Here is an 18,785-nt window from a genome sequence, read left to right on the forward strand (position 1 = left end):
AGCCGTGCGCCTGCGTACCATCCGCTGGCTGCCGGCGCGCCCCTGGCTGGGCGCGCAGCGCGTGCACATCCGTCCCTCGCGCGCGGGCCTGGCCTTTGCCGCACTGCTGCTGGCGCTGTGGATCGCCGCCGTCAACTACCGCCTGGGCCTGGGCTACGCGCTGACCTGTTTCGCGGCCGCCTGTGCCATCGCCGACATGCTGTTTGCCAGCCGTAACCTGGCGGGCCTGGCGTTGGCCGCCACGCCGGGCAATCCCGTGTTCGCGGGCAGCCAGGCCACATTCACCTTGCGCCTGATCAACCGCAGCGCCCGCCCGCGCCATGCGATCCACCTGGCCATGCGCGATTCGGCGGCGGCGCCCGGCCCGGTCGACATCGCCGCCCACGGGGAAACGGCCGTCACCATCGTCGTGGCGGCGCGGCAACGTGGATGGGTGATTGCCCCGCCGGTACGCCTGTCCGGCAGTTTCCCGCTGGGCCTGTTTATCGCCTGGTGCCATTGGCAGCCCGAAGCGCGCGTGCTCGTGTATCCGCAGCCCGAGCACAACGCGCCGCCGCTGCCCTTGCCGGCAGGCACAGTACAGCAGACACGGCAGCAAACACGGCCACGTACGTCCGATGGCGCCCTGGAACTGGCAGTGGAACTGGCGGGCGTGCGCGCCTACCAAGCGGGCGACCCGCTGCGGCGCCTGGCCTGGCGCCAGATCGCCCGCCATGACGGCGAGCATTTATTCAGCAAGCAATTCCAGCCAGCCGCCGACGCGCCAACGGGAGCCGTCCCTGACAGCATCGTGCTCGAGCACGCCGCCCTGCACGCGCTGGCGCCGGAAGCGCGATTGTCGCGCCTGGCCGCCTGGGTGTTGCAGGCGGAACGCACGGGCCTGCCATACGGCTTGCGCCTGGGCACGCTGACCGTGGCGCCGGCCCTGGGCGCCCACCAGCGCGACGCCTGCCTGCGCGCGCTGGCCCTGCACGATTTGCCACAGGATGAGGCCATGGCATGAGGCAATGGCTAGCTAACTTGTCGCGCGACAAGGCCGACATCCTGCTGCTGTTGCTGGCCGCCGCCATGGTGCTGGCGCCGCACGCGCTGCACCTGCCCCCATGGCTGTCGGCCGCGGCCGCCGCGCCCCTGCTGTGGCGCGCCTTCATCACCGTGCGGGGCCGGCGCCAGCCGCGGCTGGCCGTGCTCGCGCCGCTGGCCTTGCTCGGCATCGCCGCCGTCTATGTCAGCTACGGCACCGTACTGGGACGCGATGCGGGCGTGGCCATGCTGGCCTTGCTGCTGGCCTTGAAATCGCTGGAAATGCATGGCCGGCGCGACATCTTCGTCTTTGTCTTCCTCAGTTTTTTCCTCCTGTTGGCGAACTTCTTTCATGCGCAAGGCATCGTCAGCGCCGCCTGGATGCTGGCCACCGTCATCGTCCTGCTGGCCGGCCTGCTGTCGTCCCAGTATGGCGCCGTGCAACCACGCCTGGCGCACAGGCTGGGCTTGCTGGGACGCATGCTGGCGCTGGCCCTTCCCCTGTCGGCCGTGATGTTTCTTGCCGTGCCACGCGTCGACGGCCCCCTGTGGGGCGCGGCACCAGAAGGCACGCAGGCGCGCACGGGCTTGTCCGACAGCATGCAGCCGGGCGCCATCGCCTCGCTGGCCCTGTCAAGCGAACCCGTCTTCACAGCCCGTTTCAGCACACCGCTCCCGCCGCAAGACCAGCTGTATTGGCGCGGCGTGGTGCTGGGCGACTTCGACGGCGCCACCTGGACGCGCAGGGGCGCTGGCCAGCGCACGCCTGCCAGCGACAGCCGGATAGACATCGCCCTGGAAGGCCAGCCCAGCCAGTACGAAGTGACGTTGCAAGCGAGCGGCCAGCGGCGCATCTTCGCGCTCGACGTGCCGCGCAGCATCGAACGCTTGCCCGGCAATCCGTACGTCGTGTCGTCCGCGCTGGAAGTGCTGACCATACAGCCCATTACTTCGACCGTCCGTTACCGCGTCAGTTCCCAGCCCCGCTACCGCTTGCAGGCCAGCCTGACTTTTGCCCAGCAGCAGCCCTGGCTGGCCTTGCCTGCCGGCAGCAATCCGCGCAGCGTGGCCTGGGCCCGCGCATTGCGCGGCCATGGCGCGCAGGCGCTGGCGCCCGCCGACGCCATCGCCGCCGTGCTCGAGCACTTCCGCCGCGCACCCTTCCGCTACACCCTGAAGCCGCCGCTGCTGGGCAAGCATGGCGTCGACGACTTCCTGTTTGCCACGCAAGCGGGCTTTTGCGAACATTACGCGGGCAGCTTTGTCGTGCTGATGCGCGCCATGGGCATTCCCGCGCGCGTCGTCACCGGTTACCAGGGCGGCCTGCATGGCGCGGCAGACAACAGCCTGAGCGTGCGCCAGTCCGACGCCCATGCGTGGAGCGAAGTGTGGCTCGCGGGCCGGGGCTGGGTGCGCGTCGATCCCACCAGCGCCGTCGCGCCCCTGCGCACGGAGCGCAACCTCGATGCCGCCCTGCCGCCGGCCCCATCGCCGCTGACGGCATGGCGCGCCCTGGCCGGCCTCGACGGCGGCGCGCACGGAGCGCTGGCCGCGTGGCGCCAGCAATGGCAGCAAGCCGAGCAAGCCTGGAGCAGCTGGGTGCTCGACACCACGCCGCAACGCCGGCGCGCCATGCTCGATGGCTTGAAAAACCTGCCGGCAAAGAAACTGGCAGCCGCTTGCGCCGTGCTGGCCCTGCTGTCCGCCCTGGCCGGCGCACTGGTCTGGTGGCGGCAGACGCGGCAAGGCGATCCGCTCGACGCCCTGTACGCGCAGTTTTGCCACCGGCAGGCGCGGCGCGGCTACAGCCGTGCGCCGCATGAAGGCCCGCACGGTTATGCTGCCCGTTTGGCCGCAGGCAAGGCCACACAAGAAGCGCACGCCGCCATCGCACAGTTTCTGGCAATCTATGCCGCGATGAAGTATGGTAATGCCAACCCAGACGAACAACTCCGCGCGCGGCGCAGCTTGCGCCGCCTGTTAACCCAATGCCGATGAGACGCTCCTTGTTACCGATCAAAACCTCCGCCCTGTCCCTGCTCCTCTCCCTTCCCCTGTGCCTGTCCACCGCGCACGCTGGCGAAAACAGCAATATTTCCGACGCCGACCGCGCCCGCGCCGTGCGCGCGGCCAAGGCCCAGCCCGTCAAGAAGGTTGCCGGCAAGCCAGCGGCGAAGAAAGCGCCGGCGAAATTCGACTTCGAAGGCGAATTTGTCGACTATGCCAACTGGAAAGAAGTACGCGCTTTCCTCGACGACATGTCCGCCAAGCATGGCTTTAACCGCGCCGAACTCGATACCCTGATCGGCAAGGTGCGCTATGTCGAATCGACCGTGCAACTGATGAAGCCGGCCCCGCCGGGCAAACCGAAGAACTGGCAAGCGTACAGCGCCCGCTTCATCGAGCCGGTGCGCATCAATGCGGGCGTGAAATTCTGGGAAGAAAATGCGGAAGCGCTGGCGCGCGCCGAACGCGAGTATGGAGTGCCGGCCGAAATCATCGTCGGCATCATCGGCGTGGAAACGGTGTATGGACGCAACACGGGCCGCTTCCGCGTGCTCGACGCGCTGACCACCCTGGCGTTTTCCTATCCGGAAAGCCCGACCCGCGCCGCGCGCATGGAGTTTTTCAAGGGAGAACTGGAAAACGCGCTGCTGTACGCGCGCAAGGATGGCATCGATCCCTTGACCCTGCTCGGCTCGTATGCGGGCGCCATCGGCTTGCCCCAGTTCATGCCTAGCAGCATCATGAAATATGCGGTGGACTTCGATGGCGATAGTCACATCGACCTGCGCAATTCCACGGCCGACGCCATCGGCAGCGTCGCGCATTTCCTCGTCGAGCACGGCTGGCGGCGCGACGATCCCGTCATCAGCACCTATCCCGTCACCGTCTCTGCCAGCCGCGCCTGGGAAAAATTCATCGGCCAGGGCTTGCAAGCCAAGTACCGGCTGGCGGAATTGCAGGAGGCCGGCGTGAGCGCTGGCCCGTCCACGCCGCAGAACATGTTGTTCGGCCTGATCGATCTGCAAAATGGTTCAGAAGCAACTGAGTATCACTTGGCAACCAATAACTTCTTTGCTATAACTCAGTACAACAGAAGTTATTTTTATGCCATGTCAGTGATCGACTTGGGCAAGGCCATCAGTCAAGTGCGCGCACGCTAACTGAAAGTCGGTGTAAAGTTATAATATTACTTGTAAGAAAGCGTAAGGGATGTTGAAGCGACCAGAAAACAAGTCTATGGTAGGGCCGATAACATGTGCCAGCCTTGCTCGCCAGCCTTTGTGCGGCACGGAATACGGAAATGGTTTTATACTTAACTTTTGTCAAAGTACAATTTTTGTTCTATCATAGAGCATAATAAAGAATAAATAGGTGTTGCAACAAGACAACACCTATTTTGTACAAAGCAAGATTACTGGGCTTTCCGGCCTGAAATTGAATCCTGTTGTACAATTGTGTATATATTACGAAAAACTGTATCCCGGATCGTACCGTGTGTGAATTCGTTCCTTTTAGTAAAGAATGAACATGAACGCAGCAAGAGCGAGCTCCGAGTGTTTTTTACTTTGCAGTGCAACTACAGAAGGAACAATAACATCATGACAAACCAAGTCGGCATTGATATGAACAGCGATTCGGACTCCGACGATCTGCTTCAATACAACCCAAACAGATTGCTCGATACCCTGATCGAAAACCTGCGCCTGAAAAACGACGCAGCCCTGTCCCGCGCGCTGGAAGTAGCGCCGCCAGTCATCAGCAAAATCCGCCACCACCGCCTGCCGGTCGGCGCATCGCTGCTGATCCGCATGCACGAAGTTAGCGACCTGAGCATCCGCGACCTGCGTTACCTGATGGGTGACCGTCGCAACAAATTCCGCATCAGCGACAAGCAATTCAAGCCAAAAGAAGGCGAAACGCCACAAGGCTGATCCTGCCAGTTGCGCAGGTTTTCCCTCCCCGCCATGGGGAGGGGGTATTTCCAGCAGTTCTCAGGCCGTTCTGGCCGATATTATTTTCCCGTATCAACTATCAAGCAGGAAACACGCCGGTCGACAGATAGCGGTCGCCACGGTCGCAGACGACGAACACGATCGTCGCGTTTTCCACCGTTTGCGAGATGCGCAGCGCGATTTCGCACGCGCCGGCGGCCGAGATGCCGCAGAACAAGCCCTCTTCCGCCGCCAGGCTGCGCGCCATGCGTTCGGCCACGCCCTGGCTCACGTATTCCACTTGGTCCACGCGCGACTTGTCATAGATTTTCGGCAAGTACGCTTCCGGCCACTTGCGGATGCCGGGAATCTGCGAACCTTCCTCGGGCTGGGCGCCGATGATCTGGATGGCGGGATTCTGCTCCTTCAAATAGCGCGACACGCCCATGATGGTGCCCGTCGTGCCCATGGCGCTGACGAAATGCGTGACCTGGCCATTGGTATCGCGCCAGATTTCCGGCCCCGTGCTTTCATAGTGGGCGCGCGAATTGTCTTCGTTGGCGAACTGGTCGAGGATCACGCCGCGGCCATCCTTCTGCATCTGCTCGGCCAGGTCGCGCGCATATTCCATGCCGCCCGTCTTCGGCGTCAACAGGATGTCGGCGCCGTAGGCGGCCATGCTCTGGCGGCGCTCCACGCTGAGATTGTCCGGCATCAGGAGCAGCATCTTGTAGCCGCGCAAGGCGGCGGCCATGGCCAGCGCGATGCCCGTATTGCCGCTGGTCGCCTCGATCAGGGTATCGCCCGGCTTGATGACGCCGCGCTCTTCAGCGCGCTTGAGCATGGACATGGCGGCGCGATCCTTCACGGAGCCGGCCGGATTATTGCCCTCCAGCTTGCCAAGGATGACGTTGTTGCGCGCAAGCGCATCGGCACCCGGCAAGCGCGTCAGCTGCACCAGCGGGGTATTGCCTATCGTATCTTCAAGTGTCTTGTAAGCCATCGTGTCTGTTTGAGTAGATTCAACAAAGACCCATTCTAATATGAGATGCTGGGTGGCGTATCGCTCATCGGCGCCTGCATCCGGGCCTGCGCGCGCGTCCGGCTGCGCCGCCGCATGCCCCACGGCGCCTGCCGCGCTGCCGTTTCCGGGCGTGTACAAGGGCGATTGCGGCAGGCGCGCGCCGCATGCGCTAGACTCGCCACTGTTAGTTATTTTTGTTATTTGCTTATTCAGCCTCCGAACGGACTCGCCATGGCCAGCAACACACCCGAATTCATTCCCGAAACGACGCAGGACGACCCCGTCCAGTTTGCCACGCTCGACTTGCAGGGCCGCAGCCACCAGATCTCGCCCGTCTTCACCGCGCTCGAACTGCAGCGCTTGCAGCGCTATGGCACGCGGCGGCGCTTTGCCGATGGCGATACGCTGTTCGAGGCGGGCAGCAGCAGCTTCGGCATGCTGGTGATATTGTCCGGGCGGGTCAGCATCAAGCGTCACGAAGTGCTGGGGCAGGCGTCGCAGCTGCGCGAAGTGGGCGTCGGCCACTTCATTGCCGAAGTGGCGCAATTGTCCGGCCGCCCCACCCTCGTCAACGGCAGCGCCGTGGGCGCCGTGGAATTGCTCGACATCAGCTCGGAATCCTTGCGCGCGCTGATCGTGGCCGAGGCGGAGATGGGCGAACGCATCGTGCGCGCCCTGATCCTGCGCCGCGTGGCGCTGATCGAATCGAATTCGGGCGGCCCCGTGCTGGTGGGGCCGCGCGGCAACGGCAATCTGTTCCACCTGCAAAGTTTTCTGTCTAGCAATGGCCATCCGCACACGGTGCTCGATCCGGCCACGGATGCGGCCGCCGCCGCGCTGGCCGGGCGCTACCAGCCCACGCCGCAGGAGTGGCCGCTGGTGGTCTGTCCGGACGGCAAGATCATGAAGAATCCCGGCAATGCGGAGCTGGGGCGCTGCCTGGGCATGCTGCCCGACTTGTCCGGCGACAAGATTTTTGACGTGCTGGTGGTGGGCGCCGGCCCGGCCGGCCTGGCCACGGCCGTGTATGCGGCTTCCGAAGGTCTCACCGTGCTGGCGCTGGAACAGCGCGCGTATGGCGGCCAGGCGGGCGCCAGCGCGCGCATCGAAAATTATTTGGGATTTCCCACCGGCATCTCTGGCCGCGCCCTGGCGGGGCGCGCCTATGTGCAGGCGCAAAAATTCGGCGTCGAAATCGCCACGCCGGCCAGCGCCGCCAACTTGCTGTGCGACACCTGGCCCCTGCGCGTCAACCTGTGCGACGGCACGCAGGTGCGGGCCCGCACGGTGGTGCTGTCGTGCGGCGCGCGCTATCGCCGCCCCTCGCTGGCCAACCTGAAAACGTATGAGGGACGGGGCGTGTATTACTGGGCTTCGCCCATCGAAGCCAAGCTGTGCCGGCAGGAAGAGATCATCCTCGTCGGCGGCGGCAATTCGGCCGGCCAGGCGGCCGTGTTTCTCTCCGGCCATGCCGCCAAGGTCCACATGGTGATCCGCGGCGAAGGGCTGGCGGCCAGCATGTCGAGCTATTTGATCGAGCGCATCGCCGCCACGCCCAACATCACCTTGCACACGCACACGGAAATCATCGCCCTCGAAGGCGACGACGATGGCTTGACGGAGGTGCGCTGGCGCAACAACCGCACGGGCGAGGAAGCCGCTTGCGCCGTGCGCCGCGTGTTTCTCTTCGTCGGCGCCGATCCGAACACGGACTGGCTGCACGACTGCGCCGTGGCCGTCGATGAACAGGGCTTCATCCGCACGGGCTTCGACGTCACGCGCGCCGAATGCCGCGCGCACGGCCATGCGGCGCATTTAGCTTACCCGCCGCCGGACTTGCCGGAGCGGGCCGCGCTGGAAACGAGCGTGCCGGGTGTGTTCGCCATCGGCGACGTGCGGGCCGGCTCCACCAAGCGCGTGGCCGCCGCCGTCGGTGAAGGGGCAGCCGTGGTATCGCAGATTCACGGCTTCCTGGCGCGGCTGCCGGCGGGCTCCGCCTGAAAATCGTGCATTGTAGAAACTGCTACAATCGGCTGTTGCCATCCAGCTGAAAGAGTCCGCATGCCCCACACCGCCAAGCTTTCCTCGCGCCGCAACATGCCCGCGGTCCGCTGACGGTGCGCCGCATGCTCGTCAAACTGTTGCTGCTGGCCACCTTGTTTACCGTGCTCAGCATCGCCGCGCTGTACAGCTACGGGCGTTTCGCCGAGCGGTCGCTGGGTGCGCCAGGAATGGCCTTGCCCGTGGCGGTGGATGCCACCCTGCTCGACCGCGTGCTGGCGCCGCAGCTGGCGCAACGCCCGGGCCACAGCGGCACGGCGCTGATCGACGACAACCTGGAAGCGTTCGCCCTGCGCGCCCTGAGCGCGCGCGAAGCGGGCCGCAGCATCGACCTGCAATACTACATCTGGCATAACGACGTCACGGGACGCCTGCTCGTGCGCGAACTGCTGCGCGCGGCCGACCGTGGCGTGCGCGTGCGCGTGTTGCTCGACGATATCAACGCGCGGGGCCAGGACGCCGCCATCCTGGCGCTCGACAGCCACCCGCTGATCGACGTGCGCATCTTCAATCCGGGCCGCAACCGCGACGGCATCTGGTTGCGCGCCATGGAAATGGCCTTGCGCGCCGTCAGCCTGAACCGGCGCATGCACAACAAGGCCTGGATCGTCGACGGCAGGGTCGCCCTCGTCGGCGGGCGCAATATCGGCGACGAATACTTCGATGCCGCAGAACAAGTCAATTTCCAGGATGCCGACTTGCTGCTGGTGGGCCCCGCCGTGCAGCAGACGAGCGACATCTTCGACCGCTTCTGGAACAGCCGCGCCGTCATTCCCATCAGCGCCTTGCACGCCGGCAAGAACGCGGGCGCTCCCGAATTGCAGGCCGTGCGCGCCCGCCTCGACGCGCTGACCGGTGAACTGGGCGCCTCGCCCTACCTGCGCCAGCTGACCGATGCGGGCCAGCTGCAAGCCCACCTCGATGGCCGCCTGCGCCTGCACTGGAGCACGCACGTGCAAGTATTGTCGGACCCGCCGGAAAAAGCTGCGCCCGTGGCCAGTTTGCAGCGCAGCGAGCACTGGCTCATGCACAGCTTGCTGCCGCTGCTGACGGACGCGCGCCAGGAAGCACTGCTGACCTCGCCATACTTCGTGCCCGGCGCGGAACTGACGCAGACCCTGGGTAAAAAGGTTGCCGCTGGCGTCCAGGTCCAGGTGCTGACCAACTCGCTGGCCGCCACCGACGTGGCCCTCGTGCATGCGGGCTATGCGCGCTACCGCCAGGCGCTGCTGGGCGGCGGCATCGAGCTGTATGAATTGAAGACCCTGCACCGCAAGCGCATCAGCCTGATGGGGTCGAGCCGCGCCAGCCTGCATACCAAGGCCGTCGTGGTGGATAGCCAGCGGGGTTTCGTCGGCTCCTTCAACCTCGATCCCCGCTCGGCCCAGCTGAATACGGAAATGGGCGTGCTGTTCGACGATGCCGCGCTGGCGGCCGACATGCGCGCGCTGTTCCAGCATTCGACGGCCAGCGACACCAGCTACCGCGTGTTCCTCGACAACGGCGCCCTGCGCTGGTCCGACGCTACCGAAGAGCCCGCCAAGGTGTGGACGCACGATCCCGAAGCAGGCTTCTGGCGCCGCACGCTGGTGTCCGTGATGCGCTGGCTGCCGATCGAATCGCAGCTGTAGGCGTGCGCGGCATGTAAAAACTTTAATCCTGGCAAGATTGCCATCTAAAAATATTTGTTGTTTTCGAGACATGTTAGATGCCGTTTTGCCAAACGCTGCTATAATCGTTGCAACGGGACACCACCGCTGTCCCTGAAGTACCTTTCTCGCCCCTTCCGCGATTGAATAAACGTTGGCCAAAAGCTCGCCGACAGACTGCAACACTACCCTGTCACTTTTGGAGCTTTATCATGCGTAAAACATCTACCTTGCTGGCGCTGGCCGCCGCTTCCCTGTGCGTCACCACCGCCCAGGCTGCCACGACCAATCTGGTCAAGAATGGCGATTTCGAACTGACCAGCAACGGCACCTCGAAACAGCTGAACGAAGGCACGTACGCGCGCACGGACCGCACCTACCTGAGCGACTGGTCCAGCAAAGGCTATAACTTCGTCTTGAACGGTAACAACATCGACGACACCAACGCCGCGACGGCGCTGGCCTTGTGGGGTCCGAATTCGTACAGCGGCCACGGCCCGCAAAACGGTCTGGGCGCCAGTCCGACGGGCGGCAATGTGCTGGCGGCCGACTGGGATTACTTTCCCGGCCCCGTCACGCAGCAAGTCAGCGGCCTGATCCCCGGCCAGGCGTATACCCTGAGCTTTTCCTACGGCGCGGCCCAGCAAGTGGGCTTCCGTGGCGATAACCTGGTCAATTACTGGGATGTGTCGCTGGGCAACAGCAAACAGCAGACGGCGTCCCTGGCCAACGTCAGCCAGGGTTTCACGGGCTGGCACCAGGCCAGCATGACCTTCACGGCCGCCAACAGCAGCGAATTGCTGTCGTTCATGGCCAAGGGCAGCCCGTCCGGCGCGCCGCCATTCATGCTGCTCGACGGCGTGTCGCTGGTGTCGGCCGTGCCGGAACCGTCGACCTGGGGCATGCTGATCGGCGGCCTGGGCCTTCTGGGGTTCATGGCACGCCGCCGCAAGGCTGCTGTAGCAGCCTGAGCCGCCAGCGCGCGTGACAGAATCCGGACCAGCCCAGCCTTGTCCGGATTTTTTTGTTTCTTACCTGATGGAATGAAATGAGCCTGCTGCACACCCTGCAAACCCACCTGCCCGGCATCGCCGTCGATGTGCTGCGCCTGAGCCTGTGGCTGGTGCTGCTGGCCGTGATCTTCGTGCCGCTCGAGCGCTTGTTTGGCGAACGCCACGCGGAGCGCTCCCGCACGGAACTGCTCAGCGACCTGGGCTTTTATTTCATCAGCAGCCTGCTGCCGGCCGCCTTGCTGGCCGCGCCGCTGGCCCTGCTCGCCGTCGCCGGCCAGCACCTGCTGCCGGACGCCATCCCCGCCACCTTGTCTACCCTGCCCCTGTGGGGCAAGCTTTTGCTGGGCTTGCTGATCGGCGAAGTCGGCACTTACTGGGGGCATAGGCTCAGCCATGAAATTCCATGGCTGTGGCGCTACCATGCCGTGCACCACAGCACGGAACAGCTGTATTTCCTCGCCAATACGCGCACCCATCCCGTCGACATGGTCGTCACGCGCCTGTTCGGCCTGACACCGCTGTATTTGCTGGGGCTGGCCGGCCCCGGCGCGGCAGGCAGCGCGGCACCCGTGCTCTTGCTGCTGATCGGCACCGTCTGGGGTTTCTTCATCCACGCCAACCTGCGTTGGCGCTTCGGCCCGCTGGAATGGCTGGTGGCCACGCCCGCCTTCCACCACTGGCACCACAGCAAATTCGAACACATCAACCGCAACTATGCGTCGACCCTGCCCGTGCTGGACCGGGTGTTCGGCACCCATCACTTGCCGCGCACATGGCCCGATGCCTGCGGCATCGAGGCGCACATGCCGAAGTCGCTGGCCGGGCAACTGGCGGCGCCATTCCGGCCCACCGGCAAGCGGGAAGTTCCGGCCGCGGAATAAAAAAAACCCCGCGCAGCCGGTACCACGCGGGGTTTTCTTCTCGTGCTGCGCGGCACCACCACGCAACACGCTTTACAGCAACACGCTTACTTTTTCTCGGCTTCTGCCTTCTTCGCGTCGGCAGCAGCCAGTTTGGCTTCCTTCTTCGCAGCCGCTTCCGCAGCCTTGGCTTCTTTCTTGGCCGCCGTTGCTGCTTTCTTCGCAGCAGCAGCTTCCTTCTTCGTTTCGGCAGCCGTTTTCACAGGGGCGGCATCGGCCGCGGCAGCAGCGGGAGCCGGCGCAGCAGCAGGCACTGCCTTGGCGGCGGCTTCCTTCTTGGCGGCAGCGGCAGCGGCCTTGGCTTCTTTCTTGGCGGCAGCAGCTTCCTTCTTCGCTTCAGCGGCCGACTTGGCTGGTGCCGCAGCGGTGTCGGTCGCAGCAGCTGGCTTCGGTGCGGCTTCTTTCGCTGCAACTTCCTTCACTGCAGCATCCTTTTTTGCCGGGACAGCTTTCGCCGCCGGAGCGGGTGCCGCTGGCGCGCCGGACTTGGCCTGGCCATTCACTTGCAAGCCCGCTTCCGACAGTTTCACGGAGCTTTTCGGGCCGATACCTTTTACGCGGCTTTCGAAATCGGCCCAATCCTTGAAGGCGCCGCCCTTGGTGCGTTCATCGACGATGGCTTTCGACGTGACGGGGCCGATGCCCTTGACGCTGTCGAGTGCCGCCTGGTCCGCCTTGTTGACATCGACCTGGGCAAAGGCAAAGCCCATCGTCGCGATCAGGGTGGCGATGGCCAGCAGTATTTTTTTGAACATGGGTATCTCTCCGTGATGTGGTTTCAAGATGACTCGAACGCAAGGGAGGAACAGCGCCTTAACGGCTTAACGGCTGTAGCGTGATACGGTTGACAAGATGGGACTGCAGAACTGCGGGAAAACCTGCACCAGATCAAACGGTCCGGCGCAGGCGATACAACATATTACTGCGAAAACAGCTCGTCGCGGGTGACGGTGGCAGTGCCCAGCTTGCCGACGACGATGCCGCCGGCGCGGTTGGCCGTGCGCACGGCGTCGCCCAGGGCCATGCCGGCCCCCAGCATGGCTGCCATGGTGGCGATCACCGTGTCGCCGGCGCCCGAGACGTCGAACACTTCGCGCGCATCGGTCGGCATGTGCAGCACCTCATCGGCCGTGTACAAGCTCATGCCTTCTTCGGAACGGGTCAGCAGCAAGGCGTCCAGGCCCAGTTGCGCGCGCATCTGCTGCGCGCGCTCCGTGAGTTGCTCCTCCGTATTCCAGCTGCCGATCACGCGGCGCAGTTCAGACTTGTTCGGAGTGAGCACTGACGCACCTGAATAGCGGCTGAAATCATCGCCTTTCGGGTCGACCATGACGATCTTGCCGGCGGCCCGGGCCGCCTTGATCATCTCGGCCACGTTCACCAGGCTGCCCTTGGCGTAGTCGGACAGGATCACCACGTCATAATGGGGCAGCAGCGCGTTGAACTGCGCCAGCTTGTCGCGCAGCACCGTATCGCTGGGCGCATCCTCGAAATCGATGCGCAGCATCTGCTGCTGGCGGCCGATCACACGCAGCTTGATGATGGTGGAAATGGCCGCATCGCGCTGCAGATAGCTGTGGATGCCGCCGCCTTCGAGCAGGCGCTCGACCTGGCTGCCGGCCTCGTCATCGCCCACCACGCCGAGCAAGCTCGTCTTCGCGCCCAGCGCGGCCGCGTTGCGCGCCACGTTGGCCGCGCCGCCCAGGCGTTCCTCGCGCTTTTCGATGCGCACGATGGGCACGGGCGCTTCCGGCGAGATGCGGCTGACGTCGCCGAACCAGTAGCGGTCCAGCATCACATCGCCCACCACCAGCAGGCGTACCTGGGCCAACGCGGCCGGCGCCGTCAAGGCGACCACCTCTTGGGCGCTCATGCGCGCGTCAGGATCGAGCGGCCGATCCCGTGGTATTCGATGCCATTCTCGGCCATGACGGCCGGCTCGAACAGGTTGCGCCCGTCAAAGACGACGGCCTGCTTCAGGCGCGCCTTGACCTGCTCGAAGTCGGGGCTGCGGAAGGCTTTCCATTCGGTCACGATGACCAGCGCATCGGCGTCCTGCAGCGCATCCTTCGGACTGTCGGCAAAGCGCACCTTGGCCAGTTGCTCCGGCGTCAAGTCCAGTTGCAGCACGCGGCGCGCCTCGGCCATGGCGACGGGGTCGTACACGGCCACGGTGGCGCCGCGCCCCAGCAAGTCGGCCAGCAGCACGCGGGCCGACGCTTCGCGCATGTCGTCCGTATTCGGTTTGAAGGCCAGGCCCCAGACGGCAAAATGCCGGCCCGTCAAGTCTTCGCCGAAGCGAGCGACCACTTTGCGGCCCAGCACCTGCTTTTGCTGGTCGTTGACGGCTTCGACGGCGCGCAGGATCAGCAATTCCTGGCCGTGGCCGCGCGCCGTGCGCTCGAGCGCCTGCACGTCTTTCGGGAAGCAGGAACCACCGTAGCCGCAACCGGCATACAGGAAGCTGTGGCCGATGCGCGGGTCGGAACCGATGCCGTGGCGCACGGCTTCGATATCGACGCCCACCTTGTCGGCCAGGTTCGCCAGCTCATTCATGAACGAGATGCGCGTGGCCAGCATGGCGTTGGCCGCATATTTCGTGAATTCGGCCGAGCGCACGTCCATCCAGTAGGTGCGCTCGTGGTTGCGGTTGAACGGCGCGTACAGGCTTTTCAGCAATTCGCGCGCGCGTTCGCCGTCCGGCGTGGCGTCGACGCCGATGACGATGCGGTCCGGGCGCATGAAGTCTTCGACAGCCGCGCCTTCCTTGAGGAATTCCGGATTCGACGCCACCGAGAACGTGGCGGCCACGCCGCGCGCATCGAGTTCGCCCTGGATGGCGGCGCGCACTTTTTCGGCCGTGCCGACGGGCACGGTGGACTTGTCGACGATGACCTTGAAGTCCGTCATGTACTTGCCGATGCCGCGCGCGGCGGCCAGCACGTATTGCAGGTCGGCCGAACCGTCTTCATCGGGCGGCGTGCCGACGGCGATGAATTGCATCACGCCGTGCGCGGCGGCAGCCTCGACGTCGGTGGAAAAGGTCATGCGGCCGGCGGCGCGGTTGCGCGCCACGACTTCTTCCAGGCCCGGCTCATGGATGGGGATGCCGCCGCTGTTGAGCAAGGCGACCTTCTGTACGTCGAGGTCGAGGCAAAAGACGTCATTGCCCAGCTCCGCCAGGCAGGCGCCCGTCACGAGGCCCACATAGCCCGTGCCGATAATGGTGATTTTCATGGTTGTGCCGTATTTGTAATATATATATCTGACCTGCAAGTGCACAGCACAGGGTTCAGGGCGAGGCGCGGCGCCGAAGACAGTACGAATAGTACGGCGAGGCGCTGCAACGCAGCCATGAGCCCTGTGCTGGGCACGACTAATTCATGACGTTGAGTTCTTCCGTGCGACGCGGCGGGTAGGTTTCCCACTTGTTGCAGCCCGGGCAATGCCAATAGAACTGGCGCGCCTTGAAGCCGCAGTGGCTGCATTGGTAGCGGGCCAGCTTCTGCGTATAGCCGTGCACGAGGTTTTTCACCATCGACAGCTCCGACCAGATGGCGGCCGGCGCATCCATCATGCGCGCTTCCAGCAGTTTATCCAGGCCCAGCAGGGTCGGCGTGCGGCGCAGCTCGGCGCTGACCAGCTGTTTCGCCGCTTCCACGCCGTCGAGCTCGATGACGGCCTTGAAGACGACTTCGATCAGGTCGATCGACGACGCCTCTTCCAGGTAGGAGCGCAGCAGGTTGACGCCTTCCTGTGGACGGCCCAGCTTGGTATAACCGTCCATCAGGCGCTGCGCCACCAGGGCCACGTGCGGCACGCTTTGCTGCTCCACGCGGCGCCAGGTGGTCAGCGCGCCTTCCACGTCGCCGCGCGCCAGCAGCACGTCGCCCGTCAGGATGGTGGCGCGCACGCTCTTGCGGTCCGTCTGCAAGGCTTTTTCCAGCAGCGGCATGGCTTCGTCCGGCTTCATGTGCACCAGCGCGTCATGCGCCAGTTCGCAATAGAACTGGGCGATTTCCTTCTGGCGCGCGCCGGCGCCCGATTCCTGCAAGCCCACGGCCGCTTCGATGGCGCGTGGCCATTCCTTTTCGCGCTGGTAGATTTCCAGCAGCGCGCGGCGCGCCTGGGCCGCATATTGCGTGTCGACCAGGCTGTTGAAGGTTTCTTCGGCGCGGTCCAGCAGACCCGCCTTCAGGTAATCCATGCCCAGTTCATAGGCGGCATGGCCCTGCTGCTCCAGCGGCAAGTCCGGGCGCGCCAGCAAATTCTGGTGCACGCGGATGGCGCGCTCCGTCTCGCCGCGGCGGCGGAATAAATTGCCCAGCGCAAAGTGCATATCGGCCGATTCCGGGTCCAGCTTGACGACTTCGATGAAGGCGTCGATGGCCTTGTCATGCTGCTCATTGAGCAGGAAATTCAAGCCCTTGAAGTAATTGCGCGGCAGGCTGCGCGATTCGGACACCAGTTGATGAATGTCAACACGCGCGGCAATCCAGCCCAGCGCGAAAAACACGGGGATACCCAAGAGCCACCAGAGTTCAAAATCCATGCGATTGTTTTTATTCGAGTAAGAGAGATAGGAGCGATGGCGCCGCTTACTGCGCGCTCACGCTGTCCGGTTGCGGCTGGACATTGCTGGCCACGCCAACGGTCTGCAGCGCGGCAATGGTGGTTTTTTGCTTGCTCGCTTCGCGGCGGTGACGGAACACGGTCGGCGTCAAGGCCAGTACGCCCAGGCTGGCGCCGGCGACAAAAAAGCCCAGCAGCATCAGGACCAGGGGGCCGCGAATTTCATAATTGAGGAAAACATGCAGGTCGACAACCTGCGCGTTCTTCAGCGCAAAACTGAAGAACAGGACGAAGAGAACACAGCCAACGATGGTGGAGATGATTTTCATCGATAGGTCCAGAGAAAGCTACACAAGGTGGTGTGAATGCCGACAGGGCATAAACTTAGAACATATTAACAAAAAAAAGCGGCATCCAAGGACGCCGCTTTCTATGTCGCCTTCCAGCAGACGATTAATCCTCGATGATCGGTTGTCCGACCATCGCGTCCACCCGCTCGCGCAACTGTTTGCCCGGCTTGAAGTGGGGTACCCGTTTTTCGGGAACCATCACCTTGTCGCCGGATTTCGGGTTGCGGCCGATGCGCGGGGGCCTGCTGTTCAGGGCAAAACTGCCAAAACCTCGGATCTCGATACGCTGACCGGTCGCCAGGGCGTTGGTCATCGCATCGAGAATGGTCTTGACGGCATACTCCGCATCTTTCGCCACCAGCTGAGAATAACGCTCAGCGAGGCGGTTGATCAGCTCGGACTTTGTCATCTGCCGTATCCGCAGTCTTAGTTCTTGTTATCGAACTTAGCTTTCAACAAGGCGCCCAGGCTGGTGGTGCCCGAAGCTGCGTTGTTGTCGGTAGCTGCCATCTTCTGCATGGCTTCCTGGGTTTCAACGTTGTCTTTCGCTTTGATCGACAGTTGGATACCACGGGCTTTGCGGTCGATGTTCAACACCATTGCTTCGACGGTGTCGCCGACTTTCAGGTGCGTACCAGCATCTTCAACGCGGTCGCGCGAGATTTCGGAAGCGCGCAGGTAGCCTTCAACTTCTTCGGACAGTTGGATCACGGCGCCTTTAGGCTCAACCGATTTAACGGTACCGGTTACCAGCGAGCCTTTGTCGTTCATGGCTGCGAAGTTGTTGAATGGGTCACCTTCCAGTTGCTTGACGCCCAGGGAAACGCGCTCGCGCTCAACGTCGATGGCCAGAACGATGGCTTCCAGTTCGTCACCTTTCTTGAAGCGACGCACGGCTTCTTCGCCGGTTTCGGTCCAGGACAGGTCGGACAGGTGCACCAGACCGTCGATGTTGCCGGCCAGGCCGATGAACACGCCGAAGTCGGTGATCGATTTGATCGCGCCGCGGACTTTGTCACCTTTCTTATGGGTAACACCGAAGTCGTCCCATGGATTGGCTTTGCACTGTTTCATGCCCAGCGAAATACGACGACGCTCTTCGTCGATTTCCAGAACCATCACTTCTACTTCGTCGCCCAGTTGGACAACTTTGTTAGGAGCAACGTTTTTGTTCGTCCAGTCCATTTCGGAAACGTGTACCAGACCTTCGATACCCTGTTCCACTTCAACGAACGCGCCGTAGTCGGTCAGGTTCGTTACTTTACCGAACAGACGGGTGCTTTGTGGGTAACGACGGGACAGACCGGTCCAAGGATCGTCGCCCAGTTGTTTCACGCCCAGCGAAACACGGTTTTTCTCTTGATCGTATTTCAGGACTTTGGCGGTGATTTCCTGGCCAACCGTCAGAACTTCCGACGGGTGACGTACACGGCGCCATGCCAGGTCGGTGATGTGCAGCAGGCCATCGATACCGCCCAGATCCACGAACGCGCCGTAGTCGGTGATATTTTTGACGACGCCGGTCACGACCGTGCCTTCTTTCAGCGTTTCCATCAGTTTCTGACGCTCTTCGCCCATCGAAGCTTCGATGACGGCGCGGCGGGACAGAACCACGTTGTTACGCTTGCGATCCAGCTTGATCACTTTGAATTCGAGGGTTTTGCCTTCGAATGGGGTGGTGTCTTTGACAGGACGGGTATCAACCAGCGAGCCCGGCAGGAATGCGCGGATGCCGTTGGTCAACACGGTCAGACCGCCTTTGACTTTACCATTGACGGTACCGACGACGATTTCGCCCGATTCCATCGCTTTTTCCAGAGCCAGCCACGAAGCCAGACGCTTGGCTTTGTCGCGCGACAGGATGGTATCGCCGAAACCGTTTTCCAGCGATTCGATCGCCACGGAAACGAAGTCACCAACTTTGACTTCCAGTTCGCCGTGGTCGTTCTTGAATTCTTCGACAGGGATGAATGCTTCGGATTTGAGGCCAGCGTTCACGATCACGAAATTGTGGTCGAGGCGCACGACTTCAGCGGAAATAACTTCGCCGGAGCGCATATCTTGACGCGACAACGATTCCTCGAAGAGCGCAGCAAAACTTTCCATACCGGTAGATTCGTTAGTTGTAACAGTAGACATAGGGTTCACACAGGTTATCCAGCAGAGATCGCACGATGCGACTTAAACTGGGTTAGGTTTTTGACACACCCGGACAGGCCAGGAGCCGTCAACGGG

Annotated in this window: 16 protein-coding genes; 8 read left to right on the plus strand and 8 right to left on the minus strand. The window is 63.2% G+C overall.

All coding sequences use genetic code 11. The annotated features are described in order from the left end of the window. Nucleotides 1-4: 4 nt before the first annotated feature. The 4 genes from O3301_RS15565 to O3301_RS15580 all read left to right on the plus strand — a co-directional run bounded on the left by O3301_RS15565 (nt 5) and on the right by O3301_RS15580 (nt 4,961). Nucleotides 5-1,003, plus strand: a complete 999-nt coding sequence (locus O3301_RS15565) for a DUF58 domain-containing protein (RefSeq protein ID WP_305056814.1) — start codon at nt 5-7, stop codon at nt 1,001-1,003. Next, entirely contained in the window at nt 1,000-3,021 is a 2,022-nt protein-coding gene (locus O3301_RS15570; protein WP_305056815.1) for a DUF3488 and transglutaminase-like domain-containing protein, read from the plus strand. Before O3301_RS15565 ends, O3301_RS15570 begins: the two co-directional genes overlap by 4 nt. Further along, the gene (gene mltB, locus O3301_RS15575) at nt 3,012-4,190 is read left to right on the plus strand and encodes a lytic murein transglycosylase B (RefSeq protein ID WP_369812201.1); all 1,179 of its coding nucleotides are present in this window, start codon (nt 3,012-3,014) and stop codon (nt 4,188-4,190) included. Before O3301_RS15570 ends, mltB begins: the two co-directional genes overlap by 10 nt. A 438-nt stretch (nt 4,191-4,628) precedes the next feature. Next, the gene (locus O3301_RS15580) at nt 4,629-4,961 is read left to right on the plus strand and encodes a hypothetical protein (RefSeq protein ID WP_034751784.1); all 333 of its coding nucleotides are present in this window, start codon (nt 4,629-4,631) and stop codon (nt 4,959-4,961) included. Between the two features lie 100 nt (nt 4,962-5,061). Here O3301_RS15580 and cysM read toward each other — a convergent pair whose 3' ends face one another. Then, on the minus strand, nt 5,062-5,964 hold the full coding sequence (gene cysM / locus O3301_RS15585) for a cysteine synthase CysM (RefSeq protein ID WP_035825682.1): 903 nt from the start codon (nt 5,962-5,964) through the stop codon (nt 5,062-5,064). 252 nt (nt 5,965-6,216) lie between these two features. On the opposite strand from cysM, the gene O3301_RS15590 reads away from it, so the two are divergent. The 4 genes from O3301_RS15590 (at nt 6,217) to O3301_RS15605 (ending at nt 11,589) form a co-directional block, all read left to right on the plus strand. After that, entirely contained in the window at nt 6,217-7,986 is a 1,770-nt protein-coding gene (locus tag O3301_RS15590) for an FAD-dependent oxidoreductase (protein WP_099665140.1), read from the plus strand. A 125-nt stretch (nt 7,987-8,111) separates the two neighbouring features. Then, the gene (locus O3301_RS15595; protein WP_305056816.1) at nt 8,112-9,677 is read left to right on the plus strand and encodes a phospholipase D family protein; all 1,566 of its coding nucleotides are present in this window, start codon (nt 8,112-8,114) and stop codon (nt 9,675-9,677) included. A gap of 230 nt (nt 9,678-9,907) precedes the next feature. Further along, nucleotides 9,908-10,666 (plus strand): PEPxxWA-CTERM sorting domain-containing protein, encoded by a 759-nt coding sequence (locus O3301_RS15600; protein ID WP_305056817.1) that lies wholly within the window; start codon nt 9,908-9,910, stop codon nt 10,664-10,666. A 77-nt stretch (nt 10,667-10,743) separates the two neighbouring features. Beyond that, the gene (locus O3301_RS15605) at nt 10,744-11,589 is read left to right on the plus strand and encodes a sterol desaturase family protein (protein WP_305056818.1); all 846 of its coding nucleotides are present in this window, start codon (nt 10,744-10,746) and stop codon (nt 11,587-11,589) included. Nucleotides 11,590-11,675: 86 nt separating this feature from the next. Here the strand turns inward: O3301_RS15605 and O3301_RS15610 are convergent, their stop codons facing one another. From O3301_RS15610 to rpsA, 7 genes are all read right to left on the minus strand, one after another. Beyond that, nucleotides 11,676-12,383 carry a helix-hairpin-helix domain-containing protein gene (locus tag O3301_RS15610; protein ID WP_305056819.1) on the minus strand — a complete coding sequence of 236 codons (708 nt, stop codon included), beginning with the start codon at nt 12,381-12,383 and terminating at the stop codon, nt 11,676-11,678. 164 nt (nt 12,384-12,547) lie between these two features. After that, a complete protein-coding gene (rfaE1, locus tag O3301_RS15615; protein WP_077400769.1) occupies nt 12,548-13,501 on the minus strand; it encodes a D-glycero-beta-D-manno-heptose-7-phosphate kinase in 954 nt (317 codons plus the stop codon). Continuing rightward, entirely contained in the window at nt 13,498-14,865 is a 1,368-nt protein-coding gene (locus tag O3301_RS15620; protein ID WP_099665144.1) for a UDP-glucose/GDP-mannose dehydrogenase family protein, read from the minus strand. Before O3301_RS15620 ends, rfaE1 begins: the two co-directional genes overlap by 4 nt. Before the next feature lie 139 nt (nt 14,866-15,004). Then, nucleotides 15,005-16,180 (minus strand): lipopolysaccharide assembly protein LapB, encoded by a 1,176-nt coding sequence (lapB, locus tag O3301_RS15625; protein ID WP_077400762.1) that lies wholly within the window; start codon nt 16,178-16,180, stop codon nt 15,005-15,007. 46 nt (nt 16,181-16,226) lie between these two features. After that, the gene (locus tag O3301_RS15630; protein WP_077400759.1) at nt 16,227-16,529 is read right to left on the minus strand and encodes a lipopolysaccharide assembly LapA domain-containing protein; all 303 of its coding nucleotides are present in this window, start codon (nt 16,527-16,529) and stop codon (nt 16,227-16,229) included. 124 nt (nt 16,530-16,653) lie between these two features. Then, nucleotides 16,654-16,959: an integration host factor subunit beta gene (locus O3301_RS15635; RefSeq protein ID WP_008446215.1), complete on the minus strand. Its 306-nt coding sequence runs from the start codon at nt 16,957-16,959 to the stop codon at nt 16,654-16,656. A gap of 17 nt (nt 16,960-16,976) precedes the next feature. Beyond that, on the minus strand, nt 16,977-18,689 hold the full coding sequence (gene rpsA, locus O3301_RS15640; RefSeq protein ID WP_071650172.1) for a 30S ribosomal protein S1: 1,713 nt from the start codon (nt 18,687-18,689) through the stop codon (nt 16,977-16,979). Nucleotides 18,690-18,785: the final 96 nt, after the last annotated feature.

The organism is Janthinobacterium sp. SUN211 (assembly GCF_030587315.1).
GTDB lineage: Bacteria > Pseudomonadota > Gammaproteobacteria > Burkholderiales > Burkholderiaceae_D > Janthinobacterium > Janthinobacterium kumbetense.